Here is a 24,610-nt window from a genome sequence, read left to right as displayed (position 1 = left end):
CTACGCGGGTCAAGATCAGACGGTCTAAAGCGCTATGCAGCCGGGAAAACCTGACGGTTCCTTTCCTTCAGTAAAAGCGCCCCAGTTCCTTGATCCTTTGCGGATAGTCTTCTGGAAATCGCCAGATGATCTCTCCGGATGCGCGCACCAGGCCGCGCGCGGCTGGGTCTTTGTCGGTCAACAATGACAGGAAAAGATCGCTGCTGGCCCATGGCGAAGATCTGAAATACCAATGCCCGTTGCCGGTGCCCGCCTCTTCGGCATCCGTCACGTCGATGACATGCAGCCTTGGGGTCCGGGCCAGTTCCGCTTGCACCGCAGGCACTGCTTCGCCGGGCGGCGAGGTCTCTCCGACGCGCTTGCGGCCAAAGACAAACCTAGACATCGCCAGCGCGGAATCCGTTTGCGACTGATAGATCGTCAGGTCCGTAACCGCATCGAGAAGACCGTCCTCGATAGCATGAAGGAAATAAGCGCGGTCCAGGTCGCTGCCGATCAGGATGAGTTTGCCCAACCGCGCGTTTTCTTCGGCTCCCAACGCGATTTGATAAGCGGCATCAAAGGCCAGCCTAGTCCCGGCGCTGTAGCCGATCAGGTGAATGCGACGGGCATCGGTATGGGTCGAAAGAAAGGCAATCAGCTCGCGCAGATAGCGTCGCGAGGCCAGCGCCGATTCCTGATCGCGGAAATAGGCCAGCGTACTTGGGGTTGCTGTCCAATTGTAACTTATGAAAGCGCCCTGATAGCCCAGGAAATGCTGCAACTGGCTTGAGACCAGGGTGGAATAGTCGAAATCCACATTATAGCCGTGGATGTAAATGAAAATGTCGTTGTTGGCCGATTGCGCCAATTGCGCATTGATTTGTGACGCAAAACGGCGACCAGCAGATTCGACTTCGGCACGGCTGGGTGGCGTATCCATGTATTTGATTGCGCTGAATGGCAGAATGCCGGTCTCGGTCACACCCGCCACACGCAGCCTATAATCCCGATCCCGCGCCGCGGCGAGCGTGATGCGCCTTGCGTTTTCCCAGCTTTCAAGCGGCGGGTCCGACGCAATCTGCGCGACACCCGCCCGCAACACGTGCCCCCGTGCGTTATTGTAGCTTTTCTGTGGGTCGTCCGGTTCCGCAGGCTGGCGGTCGGTTGCGTAAAACAGACGCGTCCGCGCCTCAAAATTGCCCTCGGTCACATCCCCGAACGGGTCGAGCGAGCCATTGGCAAAGACCGTTGGCGAAGGCATGATGTCAATTTCATTGTAGGTTTTCGCCGTACACCCTGTCAGGGCGACACAGATCAATAGCCACCAAAACCTATGCATCAGACCCTTTTCGCTCCGGATGTTCCCGCCGCTTTGTGAATTCGCGGCACAAGATTTCACACATTTCTTTTGCAAGTAGTACGACATTGGCAAACGTTTATTGCCACACGCGACCATAGGTATCAGTCGCAAAAGGGGTGCGGTTTCGATGCCCGGCGCCCGCACCTGGCGCGACCTCAATGGGTCTAGTCCGCCAGAACTGGGTCAGATCCTGTGCGCCGCTGGGTTCGGTAGAGAGAGGGCGAAACGCCTGTCCAGCGGTTGAAAGCGCGTCGGAAGCTGCGGGGGTCTTTATAACCAAGCGTACTGGCGATCTGGTCAATTGACCTGTCGGTGTGAGTCAGCAGATGCTGTGCCTTGCTTTTTGCAAAGCGGGATTGGACGGCATTGAAGGACGTACCTTCCTGACGCAGCGCGCGCTGCAGGGTTCGCGGCCCTATCGCAAGATGGCTTGCTACGGTTTCCTCGGACATGTCCGCGTTTGCGACAGTGATCTGCAATATCTGTTCCACTGCATCCCCAATGGTCTGTACAGGATTAACGCCCATCAACGCCGCCAGATCATCAAGGTCGATGTTCGCATCCAGACTGCGGGGCGAACAGTTGCGCGTTTGCAAATCTCTCAGTCGGATGGCAATACTAGGCGGGCTGTCCCGAAGACGCACTGAGGCCCCAATCATCTCTTCGATCTGCGGGACATCGACGCGCGCCTCATGTGGCAGTTCAATCCAGTCCGGGTGCCAGCCTTTGCCCAGAAAATGGCGAATAACGGTGACGAGGACAAACACCGAGCCTTCGTCCAGGTGTCTGTGACCCATGACCGTCAGCCCGACCGCGCTGCGCCCGACCACGACATGTGTCTCGGTCTGACGGAATACGATCTCTGAACCTGGGTGTATCAGCAAGAACGCACGTGCCCCACGCGCCAGCGCGGTAGCCAGGTCAGGCGCGCTCAGCACAAAACTGGAATACGCACCATAGCGCGCGTAATCGAATATGCGGCCAATCCGGGCACCAAGAAGCCTGTCGCCCATCGCTCGGGCCACCGTTTCGACCAGAATGCCCTCTGATGCGTAGGGTGCAAAACCCGCTTTCAGAGATAAAACAGAACGGTCCAGGCCGGCCGCTTGAAGTGCGTCAGTGACGGTGCTTGCCCCTGCGAAATCTTCAAGCAGTTCCACGACATGGGCCAACTCGCGAATTGTAACCATGTTTCGACGCATTGGGTTAGTTTGTCGGGAATTGTCCGGTGACACAACCCATCAGGGCGCTGCACAATCGCTCTGCGACAACGGGTTACACCGCCATTCCCCGAACCCGTTATCACCGACGAAACCTCTGATTTCATAAGGGACATGTTTGTGAGTAAGTCTTCCCCCGTCTCAATCAGTCTGTCGCTGACGTTGCTGGCCACGATCTGGATTCAGGCGGCGTACGCGCAGGAAATGGATACAACCGTCGACAGTTTAAGTGACAGCCGCGAGATCCCGATTACCATCGACAATTTCATCCGCGCCGCGACTGATCTTGAGCTGGGCAAATATGTGTCTCTGGCCGGAGGCGTGAACAGGTTCTTTCACTTTCGCGAGCCGACCCCGGTGGATGATCAACCAACAATCCGGATGAACCGCGACACGCTGTACAGCACCGCTGTTATCGACATCAGCGAAGGCGCAACCCTGACGCTGCCAAATGCAGATGGCCGCTATATGACCGCAATGGTCCTCAATCAGGATCACTACATCGAAGAGGTGTTTCACGGCGGTGGTACATATGCGCTGGATGTCGAGACTTTCGGAACGCCCTATGTCGTCGTCTTCATGCGCGTGCTGGTCGATGCCGCTGATCCTTCGGATGTGGCCGCCGTCAACGCGTTGCAGGACCAGATGCTGGTCGAGGCCGGATCGGCCCGTCCGTTCATCCTTCCTAATTATGACGAAGCCAGTTTTGAGGGGCTGTTAAAAAGCATTTTAGCCCTTGGCCCCTATGTGCCGGACAGTTCCCATATGTTCGGCGCGCGTGATCAGGTTCAGGCGGTCCGGCATCTGATCGGCACCGCTGGCGGTTGGGGCGGGCTGCCCGAACATGAGGCCTATTACGTCAGTGTCGAGCCCAATCTGCCAGTGGCCGAGTATCGCATCGATGTCCCCGCCGAGGTGCCGGTCGGGGCCTTCTGGTCTGTCAGCCTTTATAACGCCAGGGGCTTTTTCCAGCCCAACGCACAAGGCGCCTATAACGTCAATTCGGTGACAGGTGCGCGCAATGGTGATGGATCAATGACCATTCACCTGGGCAGGTGTATAGATGGGCGGGTCAACTGCCTGCCGATCATGGAGGGCTGGAACTATACCGTGCGTATGTATCAGCCCGGGCCCGAGGTTCTGGATGGGACGTGGAGCTTCCCCCCGGCCCGCCTTTTGAATTAACGGAAAGGATTTCTCATGCGACGTCTTCTTTTTGCCCTTGCGCTTTGCGCGCCCTCTGTTGCCGTGTCTGAACAGGTGCGCATCCACAACCTTGTACGAGCGGAATCTGACACGATGATCCGGGCAAATCTTGCCGCCTATGGGGTAGGCGTGGGCGAAATCGTGCACGAACGTGCGCTGGTTTCAGCGGATGCTCCGCAGCCGATCATCCGCGCAAATCAGGACACGCTTTATTCCGCAGTGATCCTAGACCTATCCCAGCCGGTTCAAATCACTTTGCCCGAAAGCGATGGTCGCTTTCAGTCGATGCTAGCTATCAGCCAGGATCACTATGCCTTTGTCGAGGCAACGCCGGGCACCTATGACCTGACCGAGGAAAATGTCGGCACACGCTTTGCGTTTATCCTATTCCGGACATTTGTTGATGCTGCTGACGCAGAAGATCTGACCAAGGCACATGCGGCGCAGGATGGAATCGTGCTCAGCGGCGGTGGCAACGGCCCGTTCGAGGCTCCGGACTGGGATATGGAAAGCCTGGTCGAAGCGCGCAAGGCGGTGAACGATTTGGCAAGCGCGGTCGGCTTTGATGCTGCCAATGCCTTTGGCCGCAAGGACGAGGTCGACCCGATCGATCACCTGGTCGGCGCCATCGCTGGTTGGGCCGGGCAACCGGCGAGCACGGCATCGGCCGTTATCGCCAGTGTCGATGCAAATGATGGCGAAACACCCCATGCGATTACGGTCAGCGACGTCCCGGTCGACGCGTTTTGGTCGATCACAGTTTACAATGCCGACGGCTATCTTGAGCCGAACGAGCTTGGCCGCAACAGTTACAACAACGTTTCAGCCAAGCCCAACGAGGACGGGTCATACACTATCAATTTCGGCGCATGTAACGATGGCCGGAACAACTGTATCCCGACCCCGCCAAACTGGAACTACACCGTCCGCCTGTACCAGCCGCGCGCCGAAATTCTGGATGGAACTTGGACCTTTCCATCGGCCGAACGAGTCAACTGAACCGATAAGGAGACCGAGATATGCCGTTTTCAACAAAGTCACAGGCCACCGCACTCGCCTTGCTGATGGCTGCAATCCTGGCCTTACCACTACCAGCAGAGGCCCAGTCAAAACGAACAAAGAACACAGTTGGCGGTGCGGTCGTGGGGGCTGGTGTTGGTTATCTTGTTTCCGGCAGTGACGGGGCAAAGGCCGGAGCCGTCGTCGGAGCCATCGCCGGCTATCGTAAAAAACGCTAGGGCCACGCTGCACGTGCCGAACGCTATTAGACAAATGAGGTAGATCACATGAAACTTGTTCCCCATTCGGCCATTTTTGGGATATGCATGACCGCGCTGGCGAGCACTGCCTCTGCCGATGCGGAGATGGACGAAATCATCGCCACAGCTGCACCGTTCATGCATCTTAGCTGCGCCAGTGTTCTTGCAGAGCATGAGGATGACCCCGATCAGGTAAACCAGATCGTGCGTCTGATGGCGATGGTGTCGCTCTACAACCGTCAGATCGATGTCGTGGCCACCGTCCCCGAAGAATATCTGGGCGATCTCAAGACCGAGTTCGTCGAAGAGCTTGAAGACGCCTGCGACAACGATGGTGGCAGGTTGCTGGCCGGGGCCGTTGACGATGCTGTGCGAGAGACGTTTGAAGAGTTCGAATAAACGAGAACGCTTCGGCGCATCATAGCATGGTTAGAAGATGAGACGGGACGCTGCGAAAAGCTGTGGCAGATCGGGTGATGAAGGGCATCTAACTCAAGGTGTGAAAGAAGCGCTCCTTACAAGGCAAAATCAACCCCGGCAGGTCTGGAAGACGACAGCCTGCATTCCAGCCGCGTGCATCACTGATACGTGTCTGTCATGTCGCGCTCCTTTTGATTGCCAAAACCGGTCACTAACCGGCATACGCGGTGTTATGTATTGATCAACCACCACCAAAGCTCTTGGCAATTCTGTGTGTTTCACCACAACAGACCCCGCAAAGTGAACCTTTGAGCAGACTAAGAAAACGGCGTCTGAGGCTTGTCGGAGTATTCCGGATTCTCAAGCGGCATCATCCTCGACAGACGTCCTGACAGCGGAAACAGACAGGCTTGCAACGAGTGATAGATGTCCGGCTTGCCGTCAAAAATAGATGTCACTACAGCGCCTGCCCCATCCACTGCTGGAAACCAGCCGCCATGCTGATGATCCACAAATGTTCCATTCGCATAGGTCCAGAGCTTTCTGTACCACTCCTCGTCTTCTGGCCTTCTTTCCAGCGCGATCAGAGCGGCAACCGCCCCAATGGCTTCGGTGATGGGCCACCAGAACCGCGATGCATTGGCAACGCGGCCATCAAAATCGAGTGTATAGGCCAAACCGCCGCCAGGCAGCCACGCATCATTCAAAGCCTGCGCAATCAAGCGGCGCGCCCTATCCAGAGCATTGGGGTCGGTTCGGCCCGACAAATCCCAATGCTGAAGCTGAAGCCGCCCCAGTTCGAACGAATGCCCCGGCGTTGTTCCGGAAGGTCTGAACATCGGGTCACCCGCATAATCCCGGTTGATCTGCCAATCAGACGAATAGTGTTCAGGAAGCCGCCAGTTTTCACCGGGTGCTATTTTACCAATGAAGAAGTCCAGAATGCGACCAGCCCGGAACAGATAAATCTCGTCCCCTGTGGCCTCAAAGGCCGCCAGCATCGCCTCAACGCCGTGCATATTCGCATTCATTCCACGATATGTGGAAAACAGCGTCCAATCCCTGTTCCATTCATCGCGAAACAGGCCTGCTTCTTCGTCCCAGAAGTGTTTTTCCAGAACACTTCGGACATCTGTCATTAGCTTGTCTGCATCGGGGTGACCCGCCAGTTTCGCACTTGCCGAAGCAAGAAGGACAAAGACATGCCCATAAGCAAGCTTGCGGTCATCCTTGATCTGATCCCCATCCAACGCCCAGAGATATCCGCCGTGGTCGCGATCTCGGTGATGGCTTTCGAGATATGTCATGCCGTAATCAATGATCCGTTCAGCACTTTGAAAACCAGACAGATGTCCTAATGCATATGAATGAATCAACCGGGTTGTCGTGTGCAGCTCCTGCAGCTTGCCGAGCAGCGGGCTGCCATCGTGACCAAGTGTATAGAACCCGGGCTCATCCCGGCAACTCGCGCTGAAGAACGTAAGTTGCCGCTTGGCCTCGTTCATCAACCAATCGCGATGTCTTGGCGTTTCAATCCAAAACCCGGCTTCGGACTGCGACCCAGGTAGCAACAGCTGGTTTTCGTTCATCTAAAGATCCCGCGGATGGAGTTCTGTCGCATGCGACGAAGCCCGATCTTCCAAATTATCCACCATCTCAGCAAGCCCGTCGCAACGCTGTACCATCCGAAGCAAACAGATGTGCATTCTGCGCTTGAATGCGCAAACCGAGACGGTCCCCGGATTTCACGGGGATATTGCCATGCTTGCGCACCATCATGGGGCCGATCCCCTCAGCATTGACGTAGATGTTCGTGTCCGACCCCAGATGTTCAACAACATCCGCCACAGCCGACAGATCACCGGCACCGTTGTCCAAAACATCGATATGTTCCGGCCTTACACCTAGTTCTTTCGCCTGGGCGGTAAGGGGTTGATCGAGCATCCTGATTTCAACCCCATTCCCGACATTCACACCTGTTTCGGTTCCCAGAACGGGCACAACATTCATGGTGGGTGAGCCGATAAATTGAGCAACAAACTTGTTGGCCGGTCTTTCATAAAGCTCGAGCGGGCTGCCGACTTGCTGGATATCGCCTGCGTTCAGAACAACGATCCGATCTGCCAGCGTCAACGCTTCGACTTGATCATGGGTCACATAGATCATGGTCGCACCTAGTTTTTGATGCAGCCGCGCAATTTCCAGCCGCATCTCAACACGCAAAGCCGCGTCAAGGTTTGACAAAGGCTCGTCAAACAGAAAGGCGCGTGGGTCCCGGATGATGGCCCGCCCCATGGCAACCCGCTGACGTTGACCACCCGAAAGGGCCTTGGGCAAGCGATCCGTCAATTTGGTCAACCCCAGCGTCTCTGCCGCCTGGGCGACCTTTGATATGCGTTCAGCCACCGGAGCTTTGCGGATTTCCATCGAGAAACCCATGTTTCGCGCGACATCCATATGCGGATAGAGAGCGTAGGACTGGAACACCATCGCGATGTCCCGATCTCTTGGCCTCACATCGTTCATACACTCACCATCAATCAGAAAGTCGCCGCTTGATATCGGTTCAAGACCAGCAACCATACGCAGCAAAGTGGACTTGCCGCAGCCTGACGGGCCGACCAGAACGATGAACTCACCATCCTGTATCTCAAGGTTGATGTTGCGCAGGACCTCGACGGATCCATAGCGTTTTGCAACATCACGAAGTTCGATACGTGCCATGATCTGGCCTCCTATCCTTTGACCGCGCCGGACGTGAGGCCCTGCACGAGATAGCGTTGAATGAAGATGAAAAAGAGGCAACTGGGGATCAGAGCCAGCACGCCGGCCGCCATCATTTGCCCCCAATCGACCGAGAATTTGGAAACAAATGTCAACAAGCCAACCGGGAATGTCATTGCGTCGTTCTTTGAAATCAGCATCAACGCAAACAACAGCTCGGACCATGCGGCAGTAAAGACAAATCCAAGCGTCGCCCCGAGACCGGGCAATGTCAGTGGGAACACCACTTTGCGCAGCGCCTGAAACCGCGTACAGCCATCCATCATCGCCGCGTCTTCAAGATCTTTGGGAATGCCGTCAAAGAATGACTGCATCAGGAATGTTGCAAAGGGGATGTTGAACGCAGTGTAGACAACGATCAGACTTGTCAGCGAATTCAGCAGTCCGAGGTCGGCAACGATCTTATAGATCGGTGCAATGATCATCAGAAGCGGGAACATCTGGGTGATAAGCATCAAGGCAATGATGATGCGTTTGCCCGCGAAAACGAAGCGCGAAAAGGCATATCCCGCCCCAGCCGCAAACAGAGTCGTAAAGAACGCAGCCCCCAGCGACACCACAAGAGAGTTCCGGAAATAGGCCACAAAGTCGGTCTGAAAAATGACCGTCTTGAAATTTGAAAAGGTGACCTCGCTTGGAAACAGCCGGGTGCCCTCTGAAAAGATCAGCGCGTCCGGGGTCAACCCGATCTTGAGCAACCAGTAAAGCGGGAACAACGCAAAGATCAGATAGAACGCAAGTGCCGCGTATTTGCCCACAACCAGCAGGGGGTTGGGTTTCCTGACAGCTGACATGGCCAACTCCTCAAATCTTGACCAGCTTCTTGCGAAGCCAGAGCAGGATAACGGCATAGATCAGAAGGATCAGCAGCAGCGCCACAGCAATGGTAGACGCGTAGCCGAAGTCCAGTTTTCGAAAAGCGGTGGTGAAGATATAGGTCGACAGGATTTGCGTCGAATTCGCAGGCCCGCCACCGGTCATCACATAGATCAGGTCGGCAAAATTGGCGATCCAGATTGTCCGCAGCATCACGGTGATCGCGATCATCGGAGCAAGAAACGGCAAGGTGATCTTGGTGAAGGTCTGCCAGGGGGTCGCGCCATCGACTTCTGCGGCCTCATAAAGCTCATCGGGTATTGATTGCAAAGCCGCCAGCAGCGTGATCGCAAAGAACGGCACGCCAAACCAGATATTTGCCGTGATCGGACCCCACATGGCAAGCTTGGGGTCGCCAAGGATATTGTAGGGCTCTGACAGAATGCCAAGCGCGGCCAGCCAATGCGGCAGCGGGCCGATGACAGGGTTAAAAAGCCACGCCCAAGTCAGCGCGGAAAGGAAGGTCGGGACAGCCCAGGGTAGGAAAACAAGCGCCTGAAAAAGCTTCTTTCCAAAGAACTGCGTGTTCAAAAGCATGGCAAGGCCAAGGCCAAGCAGAAACTGGAACGTTATCGACCAAAAGGTCCAGAACAGCGTGTTCTCCATCGCGATCCAGAACTTGCGGTCTCGCCACAGGTCAACGTAGTTTTCAAACCCGATCCAACCAGACGCAAAAGGCTTTAACAGCTCAATGGATTGGAACGAATATGAGATTCCGATGATTAGCGGAACCATGATCACCGCACCGATCAAAAGAATTGCGGGCGACAAATAGAAAAAAGGCTCGACCATGTATTGCAGGTAGAGCGAGCGTCGTGCCCGGGTTTCCCCGGGCCTGACAGTTTTCTGAATGCGCGAAATCACTGTTTTGCCTTCCACTTGGCATGCTCGTCGGTGAGGAACTCTGCCCACTCATCCGCGACGTCCTGCGCACTGCGCTGTCCCAACAGGGCTTCCTGACTGGTTTCCAGCAGAAGTGTGCTGCCAAAATAGCCCCACTGCTCCAGGTTGGTTGGCATTGTTGTCGGCACATATTGCTCACCGTTCAGTTCTTCGAACCAGCCTTTGAATTGCTCGGTCTGGAAATGAGGATCCTGATCGGCGCCTTTGTGGATCGGAATGACGCCAACACGCTTTGCCCACGTGGCGTTGGCTTCGGGCGTCGACAGGGCCGCAACCAGATCAAATGCTTCGTCTTCATGTTCAGTTGCATTGAAGATCGACCAGCCTGCGAACCCAATGGTCGGGAAAGCTTTGCCCGAAGGTCCAACAGGCATCGGAATGACCGCGAAATCTTCGGCAGGCATCCGCTCGGCAATAGCGATCAGTGCGTCCGGGTCCTGATCGAGGAACGCACAGGTGCCGGAATAAAAACCAGCCACAATCTCGTTAAAGCCCCAACTGACGGCATCCTTGGGAGCATATCCGTTCTGATACATGTCGATCATGAACTGGATGCCTTCGACTGAACCGGGCTCGTTGATGCGGCTGACACCGTCTTTTGTGAAAAACTCGTTGGTGCCGTTCATGGCTGCGGCGAACATGATCCAGCCATTTGTTCCACCGGGGCCACCGCGCAGACAGTATCCGTACTTGCCGTCAAGCTCGGACACCGCGGCAGAGGCAGCCTTGAACTCTTCCATCGTAGTCGGAGGGGTGTCGATACCGGCTTCGGCCAGCAGTTTTTTGTTGTAGAACATCGCCCGCAGGTAGAAGCCGTACGGGATCATATAGAGATCACCCGCCTGGCTGCCCATGGCAACGGTCTTGTCTGTCAGCGTTACCCCGTGTTCCCATCCAGCAACATGGTCCTTGAGGCTGACCAGCTGATCGGACCCGGCATAAAGAGCCTGCCAGGTATCGGGCATTTCAACCACATCCGGGATGTCGCCACCTGCCACCATTGTCGCCAGCTTTTCGAACGCGTTGCCCCACGGCAGCGATACAATCTCGACAGTGACGTCGGGATTATTGGCTTCAAATTCATCAACCAGCCCCTGAAGCACCTCTGTACGCTCGGGGCTCGTAATAACCTCGACCAGTTTCAGTGTGGTCTCGGCATAAGATGCCGAACCCATGAACACGGCCGCAGCCGTCATTCCTGATAGTAGTTTTTTCATGTTTTCCTCCTGTTGATTTTATTGAGCGAACAGTTCTAAGCCGTACTTTCGGCGAGAGCCGAAGCAAAATCGGCCCATAGATCTTCTGCCGACTCGAGCCCCAAACTCAGGCGCACCAGATTGGGTGAGACCCCAAATTTCTGCATTGAGTTCTGTTCGCCAGCCTGAGCAAGCCCAACGCGCGCAGGCAGAATCAGACTTTCGAAGCCGCCCCAGCTCACGCCGAGGCGGAATAGGTTCAAAGCATCAGAAAACTTTGCGATGTCGACACTGTCATCAAACTCAACCGACATAAGTCCGGACCGCCCCGTCAACCCGGGAACGTCGTTGGCCCCGGGTGAGTTGACTCGCCTCACCTGCGAAGCAGTGGCCAGGCGATCGACGAAGATGTTGGCAGTCGCCTGATGCTGCATCATGCGCGCATGCAAAGTACGCAGGCCGCGCGTCAACAGGAACGCTTCAAAAGGTGCCAGTTTAGCACCAAGCAAAGGAAGTGTCAGATCACGGATGCGGGCGATATGGTTTTTGGAGGCAACCACCACGCCCGCAACCGTGTCCGAGTGCCCCGAGATATATTTCGAGGCTGAGTGGATGACGATATCGATGCCCAGTGTGAGGGGGCGTTGGAATACCGGGCTTGCCCATGAATTATCGATCATCGTCAGCACATTGTGGCGTCTGGCATGCTCTGCGACGCGGCGCAGATCCATCGCCTCAAAAACGACGGAACCGGGACTCTCCAGATAGGCTAGCGTTACATCGGCAAGCAGTTCGGGGTCGTTTTCGAAACGCTCCGGCACGTGATAGTCGATATGCACCCCGAACGGGCGCAGGATGCGCTCCATAAACCGGAATGTGTCCGGATAGACATGTTCGACGCAGGCAATCCGGTCACCGGGTTTGACAAATGCCAGCAGCGTCGAAGAAATTGCGGCCATCCCGGAAGCAAATGCAACGGCTGTCTGACCTTGTTCGGCTTCAGCCATGAGCGTTTCAAACGCGGCGACGGTCGGGTTTTCCACGCGCGTGTAGATGGCTGTTTCTGATCTTCCCGCCATCCGGTCTTCAAAACTCTGATAATTGTCGAAAGTGAATAGTGAGGTTTGAACAATAGGCGGCGTGACCGAACCTGCCGCGTCCGGGAAGATTGCTGCAAGACGCGTTGCAAGGTCTTTGTAATCAGACATTCTGACTTTCCATGATTTCCAGGACTTCTGCTTCGACCATGTCCATGATCTCACCGACAATCCTTGCGGCTTCTTCTGCTCTGCCAGCGACGACTGCTTCGGCAAGTTGCGTGTGCATTGGGATTGTGGCCTGACCCAAGTGCGGCTGGCCGAATGGTGCTTCGTATACTTCGTTAAAGGCTTCTTGAATCTGCCGGATTAGCTGCCCGAACAATGGGTTTCCGCAGGCTTCGTGCAGTGAAGCGTGAAACCGGTAGTCTGCCTGACGCCAGTCCTCACCCGCAGAATGAACAGCTATGAGTTCTGCAACGCGGGCCGAAATCAAAAGCCGCTGCGAGTCTGAGCAATTCAGTGCTGCCAACCTTGCTGCCTCAATTTCCAGTGGCCGACGCACGGCGTGCGTCCGCAAAAGGCTTTCGGCTTCGAGCTTCAGCGTGAATGGAAGGTGGATCGTGTTGGCAGATACCTCGGCCGCCAATCGCGTCCCGGCTTTCTTGTTCCGCACAACGATGCCCATGTTCTGCCAGCTTGTCAGGGCCTCGCGAACCTTCGCCCGTCCGATCCCAAGCTGATTTGCAATTTCGATCTCTGGCGGCAGGCGATCGCCTACTTTCAAACCTTCCAGTTCGATCATTCCAGAGAGAGCATCCAGAACGTCCCGGCTACTACTGCCAGGCGGCAGCGGCTTCAGGGAATTGCCGACACTCTCAGCCGTTTCTTGTGGAGGTGTTCTTGTTTCCACGTGCCACTGCTCCGAATCATGGTCCAATCATTGATACATTTAATGTCCGACAAAATAAACTATAATGTCGGACATTAAATTTTTCGTAAGACGATCCGGAAGGGTTCAGCGCAGATAATCTGCGGTCCATTGCAGCAGGATCGTCACCTGTCACAGGTAAGCGAAGGAAGGTGTAGCGGCCCAATATCTGAAGCTGCTGACCTGGTCCCCATAGTCGCGAAGACGAGGGGATCAGCAGTCAAGCAACTGAATCGCATAGGGATTAACCGAGTTTGGAAAACGGAAACCCTTCAGGCGCGTGTGGGGATTTGGATTGCGACCTTCAGGTTCCGCCACCGCAGGCGCATTCTAGAACCTTGGCCACCGATACCGCACCGATCGATCTTCTGGCCTTCTAAGGGTCGGCGTGCAACTAGACAGAGATTGTCCCATCGGCCCGCCAGCCGTCGAAAATCTCCAGCGCCTTGTCCGAGAATGCCTTGTCGTTGATATGACAGGCCAGCCTGTGTGCCTCGACCGTCTTGGGCAAGTTGGCTTCAATTCCTGTTAGAAACGCCTTAAGGCCATCTGGATTATGGAGGTCCGCGCCCTCGCGATCCCACTCCCCCAGGCCATGCTCAGGCAGAATGATCGCTGTGGGCCCCTTCGCCTTGGTGAGTTGATCACAGTGGGCCAGCGCCACCAGTTTCGTTTCGGCGGCTTGCAGAACGACCGAAGTAATCAGGCGGTTGTGGGCGTGCTTGAGGTGACTGTCCCACTTTGTTTCAACAGGCTGCCAGCCAACCACATCGACCAGATCATAGCACCCGGGAGATACGATCTGTGGCGTTCCGGTCAACCCGGCATTTGTCAATCGATCCGCACCAGCCGAGATGTTTGATCCGTTGACATGGTTGCCCAACTCCTGCGTGCAGAAATCGAACACACAGGCAAAGGCTCCTTGTGCTGCGAGGCTTTCAAAGGCGCGCCCGCCCATGCCGGTCGCATGGAATACAGCCACTTCGAAACCGCGCGCCTCTAGCGCGGGTTTCAGCGGGATCACGTATTTCAGTGCAGAGGTGCCAAGTGACGTCATTCCAACAAGCGGCTTGTCAGGGTTTGGCCTCTGCGCCGCCTTGGCAGCACCTAGTACAGCGCCCGCAGCCTGACTGAGGGAGGCCTTGCAGACCGAGTTCAAACCGTACAGCCCACCAGCCCAGAGGATCATCTGCGTGTCAGCAGCTAGTCTTTCGGCAGGGATCAGTGGCGAAAAGGATACCGTAGAGACGATGTATTTTGGGGTGCCGAGTGGCAGAGCCGAGGCCACGTCCAGCGCAAGATCCGTACCCATCGTACCGCCCAGCACAATCATGCCGTCAAATTGTCCTTCGGCGTGAAGGCGCGCCGCCAGCAGACTGGCACCTCGGGCCATGATTTGCATCGCGTGGTTTTCATCACCGCTATCGATAGCGGCCTGTATCGTGCTGCCACCTTCTGCGGCGACATCATGTTTCGAGTAGTCCGTAGGTTTTGACGGGTCTCCAAGTACTGAGACATCCATCGTCAGGACTTTGCCGCCCTGGTCGCAGATCACCCCCGAAAGAAAGCCAAGCTCATCATCTTTGGTGTCAAAAGTGCCAATGACCAGAATTGTTTTTGCGTCATTCATAGCTTTATCCACGCGGTTTTAAGATTCACGTATTTCTCGATGGCATGCAAAGACTTATCGGATCCATTTCCGGATTGCCCTACACCACCCAATGGCACCGTACCATCGGCCCCGCCATATGTGTTGATATGCATGACCCCGGTTCGAACGGACTTTACCATGTGGTGAGCGCGGCTGAGGTTGCTGGTCCATGCCGCCCCGGCAAGCCCGAAAACTGTGGAATTAGCCAATGAGATTGCTTCTTCCTCTGTTGCGAACGAGATAACGCCCAGAACCGGACCGAACACTTCCTTTTGTGCCAAAGTCGCGTCGCGGGTCACACCGGTCACGATTGTCGGGGCCATGTAGTAGCCGCCCGTGTCTTGCAAAACACGGGATCCACCCATGACAACCCGCCCACCTTCCCGTGTTGCGGTGTCAACGAAAGCAAGGTTCGCTTGCAACTGCGCTTCTGAATTTACAGCCCCGATTTGAGTGTCGATCCTCAACGGATCACCCACACGCATTGCTTCGGACACCTTTACGACAGCGGCGACAAAATCGTCATGGATCGCATCCTCAACCAGCAGACGCGACCCAGCCACGCAAACTTGACCTGCATTACGGAAGATCCCGGCGGCCGTAACCTTGGCGGCTTCATCCAGATCTGGGGCGTCGGCAAAGACTATGTTGGGGGACTTGCCGCCCAACTCCAGATACACCCGTTTCAAATTGGACCGCGCTGAATATTCCATCAGCCGCCGCCCCGTCATCCCCGAGCCAGTAAAAACAAGGACATCCACATCCATCGACAAGCCCAATGTCTCGCCTACGACATGGCCCTTGCCAGTGACTGCGTTAAGGACACCGGGTGGCAGTCCGGCTTCTAGCGCCAGGTCCGCCATCCGCATTAACGACAGCGACGCGGTTTCGGCCGGTTTTAGGACCACAGAATTGCCCACCGCCAAAGCAGGTCCCAGCTTCCACGCACCGATCATCAGCGGAAAGTTCCAAGGGATGATTGCCCCCACGACACCCACAGGCTCTTTATAGATCATGCCGAGGATGTCGCCAGGCGTCGGAGCGATCTCGCCATAAATCTTGTCGAGGGCTTCTGCGTAGTACCGGATCGTCGCGGCGGCAGAGAGGGGCTCGGCCTTCAGCGCCATGCTGATTTCGGTTCCATTGTCGCGCACACCAAGGACAGCCAGTTCCAAGGCATTGACCTCGATCAGATCGGCCCATTTCAACAGCACTTTCTTGCGAGCGGTTGGTGGTTGACCCGCCCAGCGGCCATCGTCGAAAGCGGCGCGGGCTGATGCGATTGCTGCTTCCATGTCGGCAGGTGTACCAGCCGCTACCGTGGTCAGGGCCGTCCCGTCGATTGGCGAGATTATCTCCATCCGCCCACCATCGGAAGCGGCGACATGCCTGCCGTCGATCAAGTGATCAAACGCGGCCACCGGTCGGGCCCGCAGGGCATCAATCTTGGACTGATCCATCAAGTTACCTCGTATGGCTGTCGTGCATGTCGTGGTCTTCTTCCGGCTGATGAGCGCGCCATTCCTTGATCAGCGTCCGTAAGTGCAGCGCCAGAACAATGACGATCAGACCGAATATTATTGCCGCAATCGGTCGGTCGATCATGTCCAGTGGCGTCTTCAACCGCGGCAGAGCCGAGCGCAGCTTTACCTCCATGATTCCACCAAGGACCATGCCCAGAATGATTGGGACAATCGGCAAATTCAGTCGCTTTAGAACAAGGCCCAACACGCCAAAGCCTGCCGAGATCATGCAGTCGGTCAGTGAATTGCGGAGCGAATAGACACCCACAAAGGACAACAACAAGATCATCACACCCAGAAAGCGAGTCGGTACGCGGATAATCCTGGTCATAAGGTTTGTCGAAAACAGCAGAAAGACCATAACGATGACGTTCAGAGCGATCAGCGCAAAGTAGAGGCCGTAGACCAGATCAATATTGTTCTGGAACAGCTGCGGTCCCGGGATAACATTGTGAACATAAAAGACCGACAGCATCATCGCTGTCAGCGCCTCACCCGGAATGCCAAGCGCAAGCAGCGGTATCATTGCCGCAGCTGGAACGGCATTGTTGGCCGCCTCCGAAGCAATCAGACCTTCCGGTGATCCTTTGCCGAAACTATCCGGATCTTTCGAAGTTTTTTGCGCATAAGTGTAGGACATGAACTGGGCTGTGAACTCGCCCGTGCCAGGGATCATCCCCAACAGGACACCAAAGCTCGACGCAACAGTTGCTACGCGCTTGTGGCCCAGCAGTTCCTTAATACCGGCCCCCATCCGGCCGGTAACTGGCTGGGCGTCGGGGCTGCTGTCGGGTGTTGTTAATAGAAAAAAAGCTTGGCTGAGCGCGAAGAGACCCAACACCACCACAATAAGGTTCACCCCCGACGATAAGAACGATAGCCCAAACGTGTAGCGTTGTGTGTATGTCACTGCGTCAAGGCCAATGGTCTGCAGGAAGATTCCGAACATCGCCAACAAACCTGCTGCAAAGATCTGCCCCCGATGCGCAAGGATCACTAGAATGATGCCTAACAAAGCGGCAAGAAAGATTTCTCGGCTACCAAACATTGGCGCGATTAAAGCAAGCACCGGAGACAGCAGGATCAGACACAGAATGCCAAATATGCCACCCCAGAACGATGCTGAATATGCGAGTGATACCGCACGGTGTGCCTCACCCCGTTCTGTCATCGGATAGCCATCATACGAGGTCAGGGCGTTTACCGCCGTGCCTGGCGTGTTGATCAGAACTGCTGGAATAGCACCTCCGTACATTGACGATCCGTAAATTCCCAACAGCATCGTAAGACCAACGATTGGATCTAGGGAGAATGTCGCCGGTAGCAAAATCGCAATAGCGACAGCCGGTCCGACGCCGGGAATTGCTCCGATAATCACGCCGCCGATTGAACCCACGAGCAAGGCCAGCATGACATCCCAGCGCGCAAGCATTTCCAGTCCGGCAATCAGGTTTTCCATATTTTGCGGCCTCTAGAAATGCGTCAGCATGATCTGCCGCAGACCCTCGGGCAAGCTCTCGTAGATCAGCCCTGACGGCAGATTGACTTTCAGAAAGGTCTTGAACAGAAGCACGATCACCACCGCCGAAAAGGTCGCAGCGATCAGGGTAGAAACCTTTCGGTAACCGGCACGCAAGGACAATGCCAAAGCGAACAAGACGGTGGACGGCAGATAGCCCAAATACGGAACGACCAGAGCATACAGGACAAACCAGCCTGCATATTCCAACGACGCGAGCCAGAGCTGAACTTCTTGCCAGCGGCCATCTAAGCGCTCGGACAAGGCGGATCCCAAAAGGTGAAACGCGGCAAAGATGACCATACCGCTCAGCGACACCGCTGGCCAGAACCGGGGTTGCGCAAACAGTTTCCCGCCATTGCGCCACGCGGTTTGGTCCATCAGTTGCGACAGAAGAAAGACCGAGACGACTAGAACTAGCCACGCGAAGACAATATCGCCGGGCCTGCGGTAGCGCTTGAAGAGCGACTGGAGCGTTTTGACGCGCGACATGGATTTATCCGTTCCAGGAGAAAGCAGGTGGATGGCTGGGCAGTCCAATGCTGCCCAGCAGGCAGGTCCAGCCCTATTCGGACAGCATGGATTCGATTCCGGCCAGAGTCTGCGTATCCTTCTCAATTTGCGAGACTACGTCCGCTGCAGGCTGCCAGTAAACCAATGCGCCAGTCTCGGCAGCCAGCGCTTGGGCGCGGTCGGACATCACGGTCTTTTCCGCGACTGCGATGATTTTGTCCTGCACGCCCTGAGGAGTGTCGGCACGGACAAAAAGTCCATTCCAGAGAGACACGTCCAGAGTAGGTGCAAGTTCTGCCACAGTCGGAGTGTCCGGCGTCAAATTGATGCGCTCGGACCCGATGGATGCCAGAACGCTCACATCTTCGAGGCAGGGCAGGATCAGCTGCAGCGTAGTGTTGATGACATCGACGTCGCCCGACGCCAGAGTGTTGCAGTCAAGCGCGTCAAAAGCGGCGTCAGAGGCGTAGGAGAAACCCATCTCCTTGGCCAGCCCAAGCGTCACCTGCGTCGGAACCAATGGCGCGCCGAAGTGACCGAGCACAACGTCGTTGTCCTGTGCGTAGGCCGCCAGTTCTTCCATAGTCGTATAGCCCGAGTCACCGCTCGTCGCGATCACAAAAGGATAGGTTAGAAAGTTGCCAAGCGGCACGAAAGGGTCGGGGTTCAGCTCTGGGATACCGATTTGCGGGCCCACAACCGGGATGGCGATGATGAATGACCCAATCGTATAGCCATCAGCGGGGGCATTTGCGACTTCAATCGCACCGGGGAATGGACCACCGCCGCCACCGGGCTTGTTCACGACAGCGGTGGGAACGCCATAAGCCTCTGAGAAGTCCTCGGCGATCATACGCGTCAAGACATCTTCCAGGTCGCCCGGAGGCCATGGAACAACAAACTCAACGGGTTTTTCCGGATATTCTGCCTGCGCTGCTCCAGCAACCGCTGAAATCGCAATCGCCATGGCCGTTGCGGATTTGGTTAGTTTCAACATTTCGCGCTCCCAGTTGGTGGTTCATATAACGAACCGTTGTTTTATAAAAAAGGTTGCCTTGTTAATGAACTTCTGTCAAACTTTTTTTGCACCCCGCAATTGAAAGGTTCTCAATGTCGTCGGCAAAGAAAGCTCTTGAACTGCTGTCTTACTTCTCGATCTCTCGCCCAGAAATCGGGTTGTCGCAGCTGTGCCGGATTGCAAAAAGAGACAAGGCGACAACATATCGACATCTTCAATCCCTTGAAAATGCAGGGTTTATTGAACAAAATGCGCTTACCAAGCAGTACCGCTTAGGTCCCGCAGTCATGCAACTTGCGCAGATACGCGAGGCCACGGTTCCCCGTAAAGAAGGCGCACGCCACGCTCTTACCGCCCTCGCGGATGCGACGGGCGAGACTGCGCATGCCACGGTACTCTCCGGGCAAACCCTTTATGGACTATGCGAATGCGAATCCCCTCGCCACGCGATCCGTGCCGTCATTGATCTGAACACCTTTCCCCTTCATGCGACTGCATCCGGCCTGTGCGCACTGGCGTTTGGGCCAGAAGATCTTCTCTGTGTCGCGGCACAGGATCTTGAAAGATTCACCGCGAACACACCAACTGATACCGATGGCCTGACCTCATTGGTTGACGCCGCCCGCGCAACCGGAATTGGGCGCGCATATAAAAGTTATGCGGAAGAAACCTATGGGCTGTCAGCCCCGGTCTTTGACCAAACAGGTCAATTCGCCGGCGCGGTGGCTGTTGCTTCTGTCGCCACGCGCTTCACCCCGAAGTTAGAGCAGACGATCCTGGCAGAGCTGATCATCGCCGCACGCGAGATTACCCGAAACTGGGGCGGAGTAATTCCCGCCCATGTCGAGGCGGCCTGGGCTCTCTCCGTCAAGAAATCGAATGCAATGGAACCTGCATCATGAAAGACTCAAATTTCCTGAAAGAACACAACGGTCGTCTGATGTGGCACCCGATGACCTCTCCGAAGGACAGTGCAGACCATCCGCCGAAGATTATAACCGGTTCAGAAGGTGTATCAATTATTGACGTCGACGGGCATCGGGTGGTCGACGGTGTTGGCGGTCTCTGGAACGTCAATCTCGGCTATTCTTGCCAACCCGTCAAAGATGCAATTGCTGCCCAGCTTGACACCCTCCCCTATTATTCCACGTTTCGCGGCACTTCGAATGACGTCGCCATCGAGCTCTCGTTTGAGCTAAACGCATTCTTTGCACCCGACGGCCTTTCGCGTGCGTTCTTCACCTCGGGCGGTTCGGACAGCGTCGAGACGACTTTGCGCCTCGCGCGGCAATACCACAAGCTTCGGGGTGAGGCCGGGCGCACAAAATTCCTCAGCCTAAAGAAAGGATACCACGGAACGCATGTCGGCGGGGCCTCTGTCAACGGAAACGCGAATTTTCGCAACGCTTACGAGCCTTTGTTGCCTGGCTGTTTCCACATCCCGGCGCCTTACACATATCGCAACCCTTTCAACGAAACAGACCCCGAGAAGCTGGCACAGCTATGCCTACAGGCATTGGAAGACGAGATTGCGTTTCAGGGAGCCAACACAATCGCAGCCATGATCATGGAACCAATCCTTGGGGCGGGTGGCGTGATCCCGCCGCATCCGTCCTTCGCTCCTGCAGTGCAAGAGATTTGTAACCGAAACGGGATCCTGCTGATCACGGACGAAGTCATCACAGCCTATGGCCGTACCGGCGCATGGTCTGGTGCCCGCCTTTGGGGCATCCAGCCAGACATGATGGCCACAGCGAAGGCGATTACCAACGGATACTTCCCGTTTGGTGCGGTGATGCTTGGCGACCGGATGGTCGAGGCCTTCGAAAACAACCCTGACGCCAAGATTGGCCATGGTTACACCTATTCCGGCCATCCAGTCGGGGCTGCCGCTGCGCTTGCTTGCCTTGCGGAAACCAAACGGCTCAACGTGGTCGAAAACGCAGCGGCACGCGGCACCCAGCTTTATGAGGGTTGCATCGCACTGATGAAGAAATACGACATCATCGGGGATGTGCGTGGTGGCTACGGCCTGATGACTGCAGTCGAAATGGTCAGCGACCGTAACACCCAAAAACCGATAGACGCACCAACCGCGTCAACCGTTCAGGAGGTGGCCTATCAGAACGGAGCAATGGTACGGGTCTCGGGACCCAACTTGATCCTTTCACCGCCTTTGGTGCTGACCGAGGGCGATGCCAGCTTAATCCTGGCCGCGCTTGACGCCGGTTTCACAGCCGCAATGGAACGCTAAGCGTGCCCGAGACCGGCATTGCCTTTCCGGGGGCAAATAGCAGACCTGCGATCCGGGCCGGAACCGCGATGCGCCAAAAACCTCACGTGCGATCAACGGCCACAACATCGTCGTTGAGCTCAGGTCATGACGGAATGGGGATTAAGCTTTGACCCGCAGTACAGCAGATCTGGTGGCCGCGCGCAGGCGGCTGATGGGGCCAAATGTTTCGACATTCTATGAGGAACCCGTCCACATTGTGAAAGGCGACGGGGTGTGGCTCTGGGATGCGGGCGGCCGCAAGTACCTGGATTGCTATAACAACGTGCCGCATGTCGGGCATTGTAACCCCCGGGTGGTCGAAGCGATTTGTCAGCAAGCCAGCACATTGAACACCCACACACGCTATCTGCACGAGGGAATCCTTGAGTATATCGAGCGTCTGACTGGAACGATGGCCGCTACGTTGGATACGGCAATCTTGACCTGCACCGGGTCCGAGGCCAATGACATCGCCTTGCGGGTGGCCGAGGCCGTCACCGGCAAACGCGGTATCATCGCCACGGATGCCACTTATCATGGAAATACCTCACTCGTTAGCCAGCTCAGTAAGTCTAACTTGCCCTCTGTGAGCTTTGGTCTGGAAAAGTACTTCCGCTTTGTCGATGCCCCGGACAGTTACCGTTCACCTGACGCCAACGGGGTTCACTTCGCCAACACAGTAGCGGCCCAGATTGCACAGCTGAAAGCTGACGGTACCGGTTTTGCGGCCCTTGTCGTTTGCCCCTACTTCCTGAACGAGGGTTTTCCCAACAATCCGGATGGCTGGCTGAAACCCGTGGCGGACATTGTGCGTAACGCAGGGGGCATGTTGATATGTGACGAAGTTCAGTCGGGCTTTGGCCGCACAGGCACGCATATGTGGGCCCATGAAAAGATGGGTGTCATCCCTGACATTGTGACCATGGGAAAACCGATGGCCAATGGTCATCCGGTTGGGGGCGTGGTTGCGAATGCAGATACAGTCGCGGCTTTCCGAAAGGGTTATCGTTATTTCAACACCTTCGGCGGAAACCCCGTCTCTTGTGCCGCTGCGATGGCCGTACTCGAAGAGATCGAGAATAGGGCACTTATTGAAAACGCAAAACGTGTCGGGGACTATGCCCACGAAAGGTTGTGGGCGTTAGCCAAACGGCATGATGTCATCGGGGACGTCCGTGGGTCCGGCCTGATTTTCGGAACCGAGATGGTCATGGATCGCGACAGCAAGACACCTGCGACCGAATTCACAGACCGCGTTATCAATGCGATGCGACAACATGGAATTCTGTTGTCCAGATTAGGGCGCTATAAGAACACACTGAAGATACGACCGCCAATGCCATTTTCCAAAGAGAACGCCGATTTGTTGGTCGATACGCTGGACTTGGTCCTGAACGAGGTGCCGCTGCACCCATGACCAATGTTGAACTCGCATTATCTCTCTGGGGTCTCGAGAACACAGAAACGACGCTCATCGCAGAACGGGAAAACGCCATCTACCGCGTTGATACACCGTTGGATCGGTATGTCCTCCGACTCCACCGCCGAGGCTATCGAACAGACGCACAGCTGCAAGCGGAACTTGCTTGGATGGCTTGGCTGGATCACGCAGGCCTCTCAGTACCCGCCCCGGTTCCAAGTCTTGCCGGTCCAAATTTACAGTTTGTCTCAGGGACACAAGTCGACATCCTGACATGGCTGGATGGTAAAACTCTTGATGTAGCTTTGTTGTCCTTGCCGTTATCCCAACAATGTGACCTCTTCTTTCGCCTCGGTCAGACCATGGCTCAACTTCATGACACTAGTGACCATTGGCCGAGCGCTAAGGGATGTGACAGACCGCATTGGGATATTGATGGACTTGTCGGCAAAGATCCCATGTGGGGCAGGTTTTGGGACAATCCAGGGCTCACACCTGACGAGAAAGCGCTTTTCCTCGCCTTTAGAACCAAAGCCCGGGATCATCTGACGCGGCTTTCTGCAACGTTGGATTATGGTCTCATCCACGCTGATCTCGTGCCTGGCAATGTTATGTGCTCGGCCGACGCATTGCATCTCATCGACTTTGACGATGGCGGCTTCGGTTTCCGCGTGTTTGAACTGGCCACGGCGCTGCTGAAACATCGCTGGGACCCAGGTTATCCGGCTTTCAAAGCTGCGATGATCGACGGATATACGCGTACTCGCCCAATGAACACAAACCACCTTCTGCTGTTTCTCGCTCTTCGCGCCGCGACCTATGTGGGCTGGAATATCACGCGCGCAGACGAAGATCCGACACAAACCCGAAATGCACGTTTCATCGCGCAAGCCAAGGAACTGGCGGTTGCGTATCTTGAGCGGTATCATCAAGTTACAAGGGATTGAGCTATCGGATCGACGAAACAACAGACCGCTTTAAAGTACGCAATGCAGATGCGGTGCTTTCATTCGCCAATGTCGTTCAAGTCGGTAGTGCGTATTTTTCACTCATAACTCAGAATGATCTCTGTCAGACCTGCCGGGACGCACTGAATGCTGTCAGGACCAGCGGCACCCGATAAACCAAGTGCACCAAGTACCTGCGCGGATGAACGACAATGGCGGTAGTTGGCCATTCATTTTGCACCGCATGATCCAACGCTGCCTGAGCCACGGTGTTAACTGCCACGTGTGTGACAAAGCAATTGACGAATGATGCAAGCGAGTATTGAAAAGACCTTCGCGCTCGACCCGATTTCAGAGAACAGGATACTGTAAACGGCAAAAAAGAACTGGATGAACAGGACCCTGCTTCGGTCAGAGAGGAACTTCGCTAAAAAAGTATACGGCTTACATGGTTTCTTAGTTCAGGAAGTGCGGACGTTTGAAAAAGACTATTTTAATGCCTGATCAAGCTTACTCTGTCGACCAGAGGCTCAGAGTAGGCACTCTCGTCATTCCTAGCCCAAAGTCTGC

22 protein-coding genes and 1 pseudogene are annotated in these 24,610 nt (G+C 55.6%); 9 read left to right on the top strand and 14 right to left on the bottom strand.

Features of this window, described 5'->3' with window-relative positions:
• Nucleotides 1-67 precede the first annotated feature (67 nt).
• A complete protein-coding gene (locus I9188_RS13945) occupies nucleotides 68-1,243 on the bottom strand; it encodes an alpha/beta hydrolase (protein WP_209599633.1) in 1,176 nt (391 codons plus the stop codon).
• Nucleotides 1,244-1,506: 263 nt separating this feature from the next.
• The gene (locus I9188_RS13940) at nucleotides 1,507-2,544 is read right to left on the bottom strand and encodes an AraC family transcriptional regulator (protein ID WP_209599632.1); all 1,038 of its coding nucleotides are present in this window, start codon (nucleotides 2,542-2,544) and stop codon (nucleotides 1,507-1,509) included.
• A gap of 138 nt (nucleotides 2,545-2,682) precedes the next feature.
• On the opposite strand from I9188_RS13940, the gene I9188_RS13935 reads away from it, so the two are divergent.
• From I9188_RS13935 to I9188_RS13920, 4 genes are read left to right on the top strand one after another with little or no spacing between them, the layout of a single operon-like run.
• Entirely contained in the window at nucleotides 2,683-3,747 is a 1,065-nt protein-coding gene (locus I9188_RS13935; protein ID WP_209506779.1) for a DUF1214 domain-containing protein, read from the top strand.
• 15 nt (nucleotides 3,748-3,762) lie between these two features.
• Nucleotides 3,763-4,767, top strand: a complete 1,005-nt coding sequence (locus I9188_RS13930) for a DUF1214 domain-containing protein (protein ID WP_209506778.1) — start codon at nucleotides 3,763-3,765, stop codon at nucleotides 4,765-4,767.
• Between the two features lie 20 nt (nucleotides 4,768-4,787).
• Nucleotides 4,788-5,006 (top strand): glycine zipper 2TM domain-containing protein, encoded by a 219-nt coding sequence (locus tag I9188_RS13925; protein WP_245220605.1) that lies wholly within the window; start codon nucleotides 4,788-4,790, stop codon nucleotides 5,004-5,006.
• A 48-nt stretch (nucleotides 5,007-5,054) separates the two neighbouring features.
• Nucleotides 5,055-5,426: a hypothetical protein gene (locus tag I9188_RS13920; RefSeq protein ID WP_209506777.1), complete on the top strand. Its 372-nt coding sequence runs from the start codon at nucleotides 5,055-5,057 to the stop codon at nucleotides 5,424-5,426.
• 338 nt (nucleotides 5,427-5,764) lie between these two features.
• On the opposite strand, the gene I9188_RS13915 is transcribed toward I9188_RS13920, so the two are convergent.
• The 12 genes from I9188_RS13915 to I9188_RS13860 form a co-directional block, all read right to left on the bottom strand.
• Complete coding sequence (locus I9188_RS13915; protein WP_209506776.1) at nucleotides 5,765-7,036, bottom strand: AGE family epimerase/isomerase; 1,272 nt, start codon at nucleotides 7,034-7,036, stop codon at nucleotides 5,765-5,767.
• 67 nt (nucleotides 7,037-7,103) lie between these two features.
• Nucleotides 7,104-8,171, bottom strand: a complete 1,068-nt coding sequence (gene ugpC / locus I9188_RS13910; protein WP_209506775.1) for a sn-glycerol-3-phosphate ABC transporter ATP-binding protein UgpC — start codon at nucleotides 8,169-8,171, stop codon at nucleotides 7,104-7,106.
• Between the two features lie 11 nt (nucleotides 8,172-8,182).
• Entirely contained in the window at nucleotides 8,183-9,025 is an 843-nt protein-coding gene (locus I9188_RS13905; RefSeq protein ID WP_209506774.1) for a carbohydrate ABC transporter permease, read from the bottom strand.
• 10 nt (nucleotides 9,026-9,035) lie between these two features.
• Nucleotides 9,036-9,986, bottom strand: a complete 951-nt coding sequence (locus I9188_RS13900) for a sugar ABC transporter permease (RefSeq protein ID WP_209506773.1) — start codon at nucleotides 9,984-9,986, stop codon at nucleotides 9,036-9,038.
• Nucleotides 9,968-11,227, bottom strand: coding sequence for a sugar ABC transporter substrate-binding protein (locus I9188_RS13895; protein ID WP_209506772.1), 1,260 nt, complete (start codon nucleotides 11,225-11,227; stop codon nucleotides 9,968-9,970). The genes I9188_RS13900 and I9188_RS13895 overlap by 19 nt, the downstream gene beginning before the upstream one ends.
• A 35-nt stretch (nucleotides 11,228-11,262) precedes the next feature.
• Nucleotides 11,263-12,414, bottom strand: a complete 1,152-nt coding sequence (locus tag I9188_RS13890; protein WP_209506771.1) for an aminotransferase class I/II-fold pyridoxal phosphate-dependent enzyme — start codon at nucleotides 12,412-12,414, stop codon at nucleotides 11,263-11,265.
• On the bottom strand, nucleotides 12,407-13,156 hold the full coding sequence (locus tag I9188_RS13885) for an FCD domain-containing protein (RefSeq protein ID WP_348540342.1): 750 nt from the start codon (nucleotides 13,154-13,156) through the stop codon (nucleotides 12,407-12,409). Before I9188_RS13885 ends, I9188_RS13890 begins: the two co-directional genes overlap by 8 nt.
• A 412-nt stretch (nucleotides 13,157-13,568) precedes the next feature.
• Nucleotides 13,569-14,804, bottom strand: a complete 1,236-nt coding sequence (locus I9188_RS13880; protein ID WP_209506770.1) for a Tm-1-like ATP-binding domain-containing protein — start codon at nucleotides 14,802-14,804, stop codon at nucleotides 13,569-13,571.
• Nucleotides 14,801-16,285: an aldehyde dehydrogenase family protein gene (locus tag I9188_RS13875; protein WP_209506769.1), complete on the bottom strand. Its 1,485-nt coding sequence runs from the start codon at nucleotides 16,283-16,285 to the stop codon at nucleotides 14,801-14,803. Before I9188_RS13875 ends, I9188_RS13880 begins: the two co-directional genes overlap by 4 nt.
• A 4-nt stretch (nucleotides 16,286-16,289) precedes the next feature.
• Nucleotides 16,290-17,807: a tripartite tricarboxylate transporter permease gene (locus I9188_RS13870; RefSeq protein WP_209506768.1), complete on the bottom strand. Its 1,518-nt coding sequence runs from the start codon at nucleotides 17,805-17,807 to the stop codon at nucleotides 16,290-16,292.
• 12 nt (nucleotides 17,808-17,819) lie between these two features.
• The gene (locus tag I9188_RS13865; RefSeq protein ID WP_209506767.1) at nucleotides 17,820-18,359 is read right to left on the bottom strand and encodes a tripartite tricarboxylate transporter TctB family protein; all 540 of its coding nucleotides are present in this window, start codon (nucleotides 18,357-18,359) and stop codon (nucleotides 17,820-17,822) included.
• A gap of 73 nt (nucleotides 18,360-18,432) precedes the next feature.
• On the bottom strand, nucleotides 18,433-19,377 hold the full coding sequence (locus tag I9188_RS13860; protein ID WP_209506766.1) for a tripartite tricarboxylate transporter substrate-binding protein: 945 nt from the start codon (nucleotides 19,375-19,377) through the stop codon (nucleotides 18,433-18,435).
• 113 nt (nucleotides 19,378-19,490) lie between these two features.
• On the opposite strand from I9188_RS13860, the pseudogene I9188_RS20250 reads away from it, so the two are divergent.
• From I9188_RS20250 to I9188_RS13840, 5 genes and pseudogenes are all read left to right on the top strand, one after another.
• Nucleotides 19,491-19,637: pseudogene (locus I9188_RS20250) on the top strand (helix-turn-helix domain-containing protein); the annotation flags it as partial.
• Nucleotides 19,638-19,685: 48 nt separating this feature from the next.
• The gene (locus I9188_RS13855) at nucleotides 19,686-20,300 is read left to right on the top strand and encodes an IclR family transcriptional regulator C-terminal domain-containing protein (RefSeq protein WP_245220610.1); all 615 of its coding nucleotides are present in this window, start codon (nucleotides 19,686-19,688) and stop codon (nucleotides 20,298-20,300) included.
• Nucleotides 20,297-21,652: an aminotransferase class III-fold pyridoxal phosphate-dependent enzyme gene (locus I9188_RS13850; RefSeq protein WP_209506764.1), complete on the top strand. Its 1,356-nt coding sequence runs from the start codon at nucleotides 20,297-20,299 to the stop codon at nucleotides 21,650-21,652. The genes I9188_RS13855 and I9188_RS13850 overlap by 4 nt, the downstream gene beginning before the upstream one ends.
• Before the next feature lie 148 nt (nucleotides 21,653-21,800).
• Nucleotides 21,801-23,090, top strand: coding sequence for an aminotransferase class III-fold pyridoxal phosphate-dependent enzyme (locus I9188_RS13845; protein ID WP_245220604.1), 1,290 nt, complete (start codon nucleotides 21,801-21,803; stop codon nucleotides 23,088-23,090).
• Complete coding sequence (locus tag I9188_RS13840) at nucleotides 23,087-24,040, top strand: phosphotransferase (protein ID WP_209506763.1); 954 nt, start codon at nucleotides 23,087-23,089, stop codon at nucleotides 24,038-24,040. The genes I9188_RS13845 and I9188_RS13840 overlap by 4 nt, the downstream gene beginning before the upstream one ends.
• The last annotated feature ends 570 nt before the right edge of the window (nucleotides 24,041-24,610 follow it).

The sequence above is a fragment of the Ruegeria sp. HKCCSA071 genome, assembly GCF_017872555.1.
GTDB lineage: Bacteria > Pseudomonadota > Alphaproteobacteria > Rhodobacterales > Rhodobacteraceae > Ruegeria.
The sequence above is the reverse complement of the archived record's forward strand: the minus strand, read 5'-3'. Positions and strand labels throughout refer to the sequence as shown.

Coding starts and splice junctions, on each gene's coding strand:
- I9188_RS13870 (WP_209506768.1), bottom strand. CDS start 17,807: ATGGAAAACCTGATTGCCGGACTGGAAATGCTTGCGCGCTGGGATGTC.
- I9188_RS13895 (WP_209506772.1), bottom strand. CDS start 11,227: ATGAAAAAACTACTATCAGGAATGACGGCTGCGGCCGTGTTCATGGGT.
- I9188_RS13890 (WP_209506771.1), bottom strand. CDS start 12,414: ATGTCTGATTACAAAGACCTTGCAACGCGTCTTGCAGCAATCTTCCCG.
- I9188_RS13925 (WP_245220605.1), top strand. CDS start 4,788: ATGCCGTTTTCAACAAAGTCACAGGCCACCGCACTCGCCTTGCTGATG.
- I9188_RS13860 (WP_209506766.1), bottom strand. CDS start 19,377: ATGTTGAAACTAACCAAATCCGCAACGGCCATGGCGATTGCGATTTCA.
- I9188_RS13880 (WP_209506770.1), bottom strand. CDS start 14,804: ATGAATGACGCAAAAACAATTCTGGTCATTGGCACTTTTGACACCAAA.
- I9188_RS13840 (WP_209506763.1), top strand. CDS start 23,087: ATGACCAATGTTGAACTCGCATTATCTCTCTGGGGTCTCGAGAACACA.
- I9188_RS13915 (WP_209506776.1), bottom strand. CDS start 7,036: ATGAACGAAAACCAGCTGTTGCTACCTGGGTCGCAGTCCGAAGCCGGG.
- I9188_RS13930 (WP_209506778.1), top strand. CDS start 3,763: ATGCGACGTCTTCTTTTTGCCCTTGCGCTTTGCGCGCCCTCTGTTGCC.
- I9188_RS13920 (WP_209506777.1), top strand. CDS start 5,055: ATGAAACTTGTTCCCCATTCGGCCATTTTTGGGATATGCATGACCGCG.
- I9188_RS13850 (WP_209506764.1), top strand. CDS start 20,297: ATGAAAGACTCAAATTTCCTGAAAGAACACAACGGTCGTCTGATGTGG.
- I9188_RS13940 (WP_209599632.1), bottom strand. CDS start 2,544: ATGCGTCGAAACATGGTTACAATTCGCGAGTTGGCCCATGTCGTGGAA.
- ugpC (WP_209506775.1), bottom strand. CDS start 8,171: ATGGCACGTATCGAACTTCGTGATGTTGCAAAACGCTATGGATCCGTC.
- I9188_RS13905 (WP_209506774.1), bottom strand. CDS start 9,025: ATGTCAGCTGTCAGGAAACCCAACCCCCTGCTGGTTGTGGGCAAATAC.
- I9188_RS13855 (WP_245220610.1), top strand. CDS start 19,686: ATGCAACTTGCGCAGATACGCGAGGCCACGGTTCCCCGTAAAGAAGGC.
- I9188_RS13945 (WP_209599633.1), bottom strand. CDS start 1,243: ATGCCTTCGCCAACGGTCTTTGCCAATGGCTCGCTCGACCCGTTCGGG.
- I9188_RS13865 (WP_209506767.1), bottom strand. CDS start 18,359: ATGTCGCGCGTCAAAACGCTCCAGTCGCTCTTCAAGCGCTACCGCAGG.
- I9188_RS13875 (WP_209506769.1), bottom strand. CDS start 16,285: ATGGATCAGTCCAAGATTGATGCCCTGCGGGCCCGACCGGTGGCCGCG.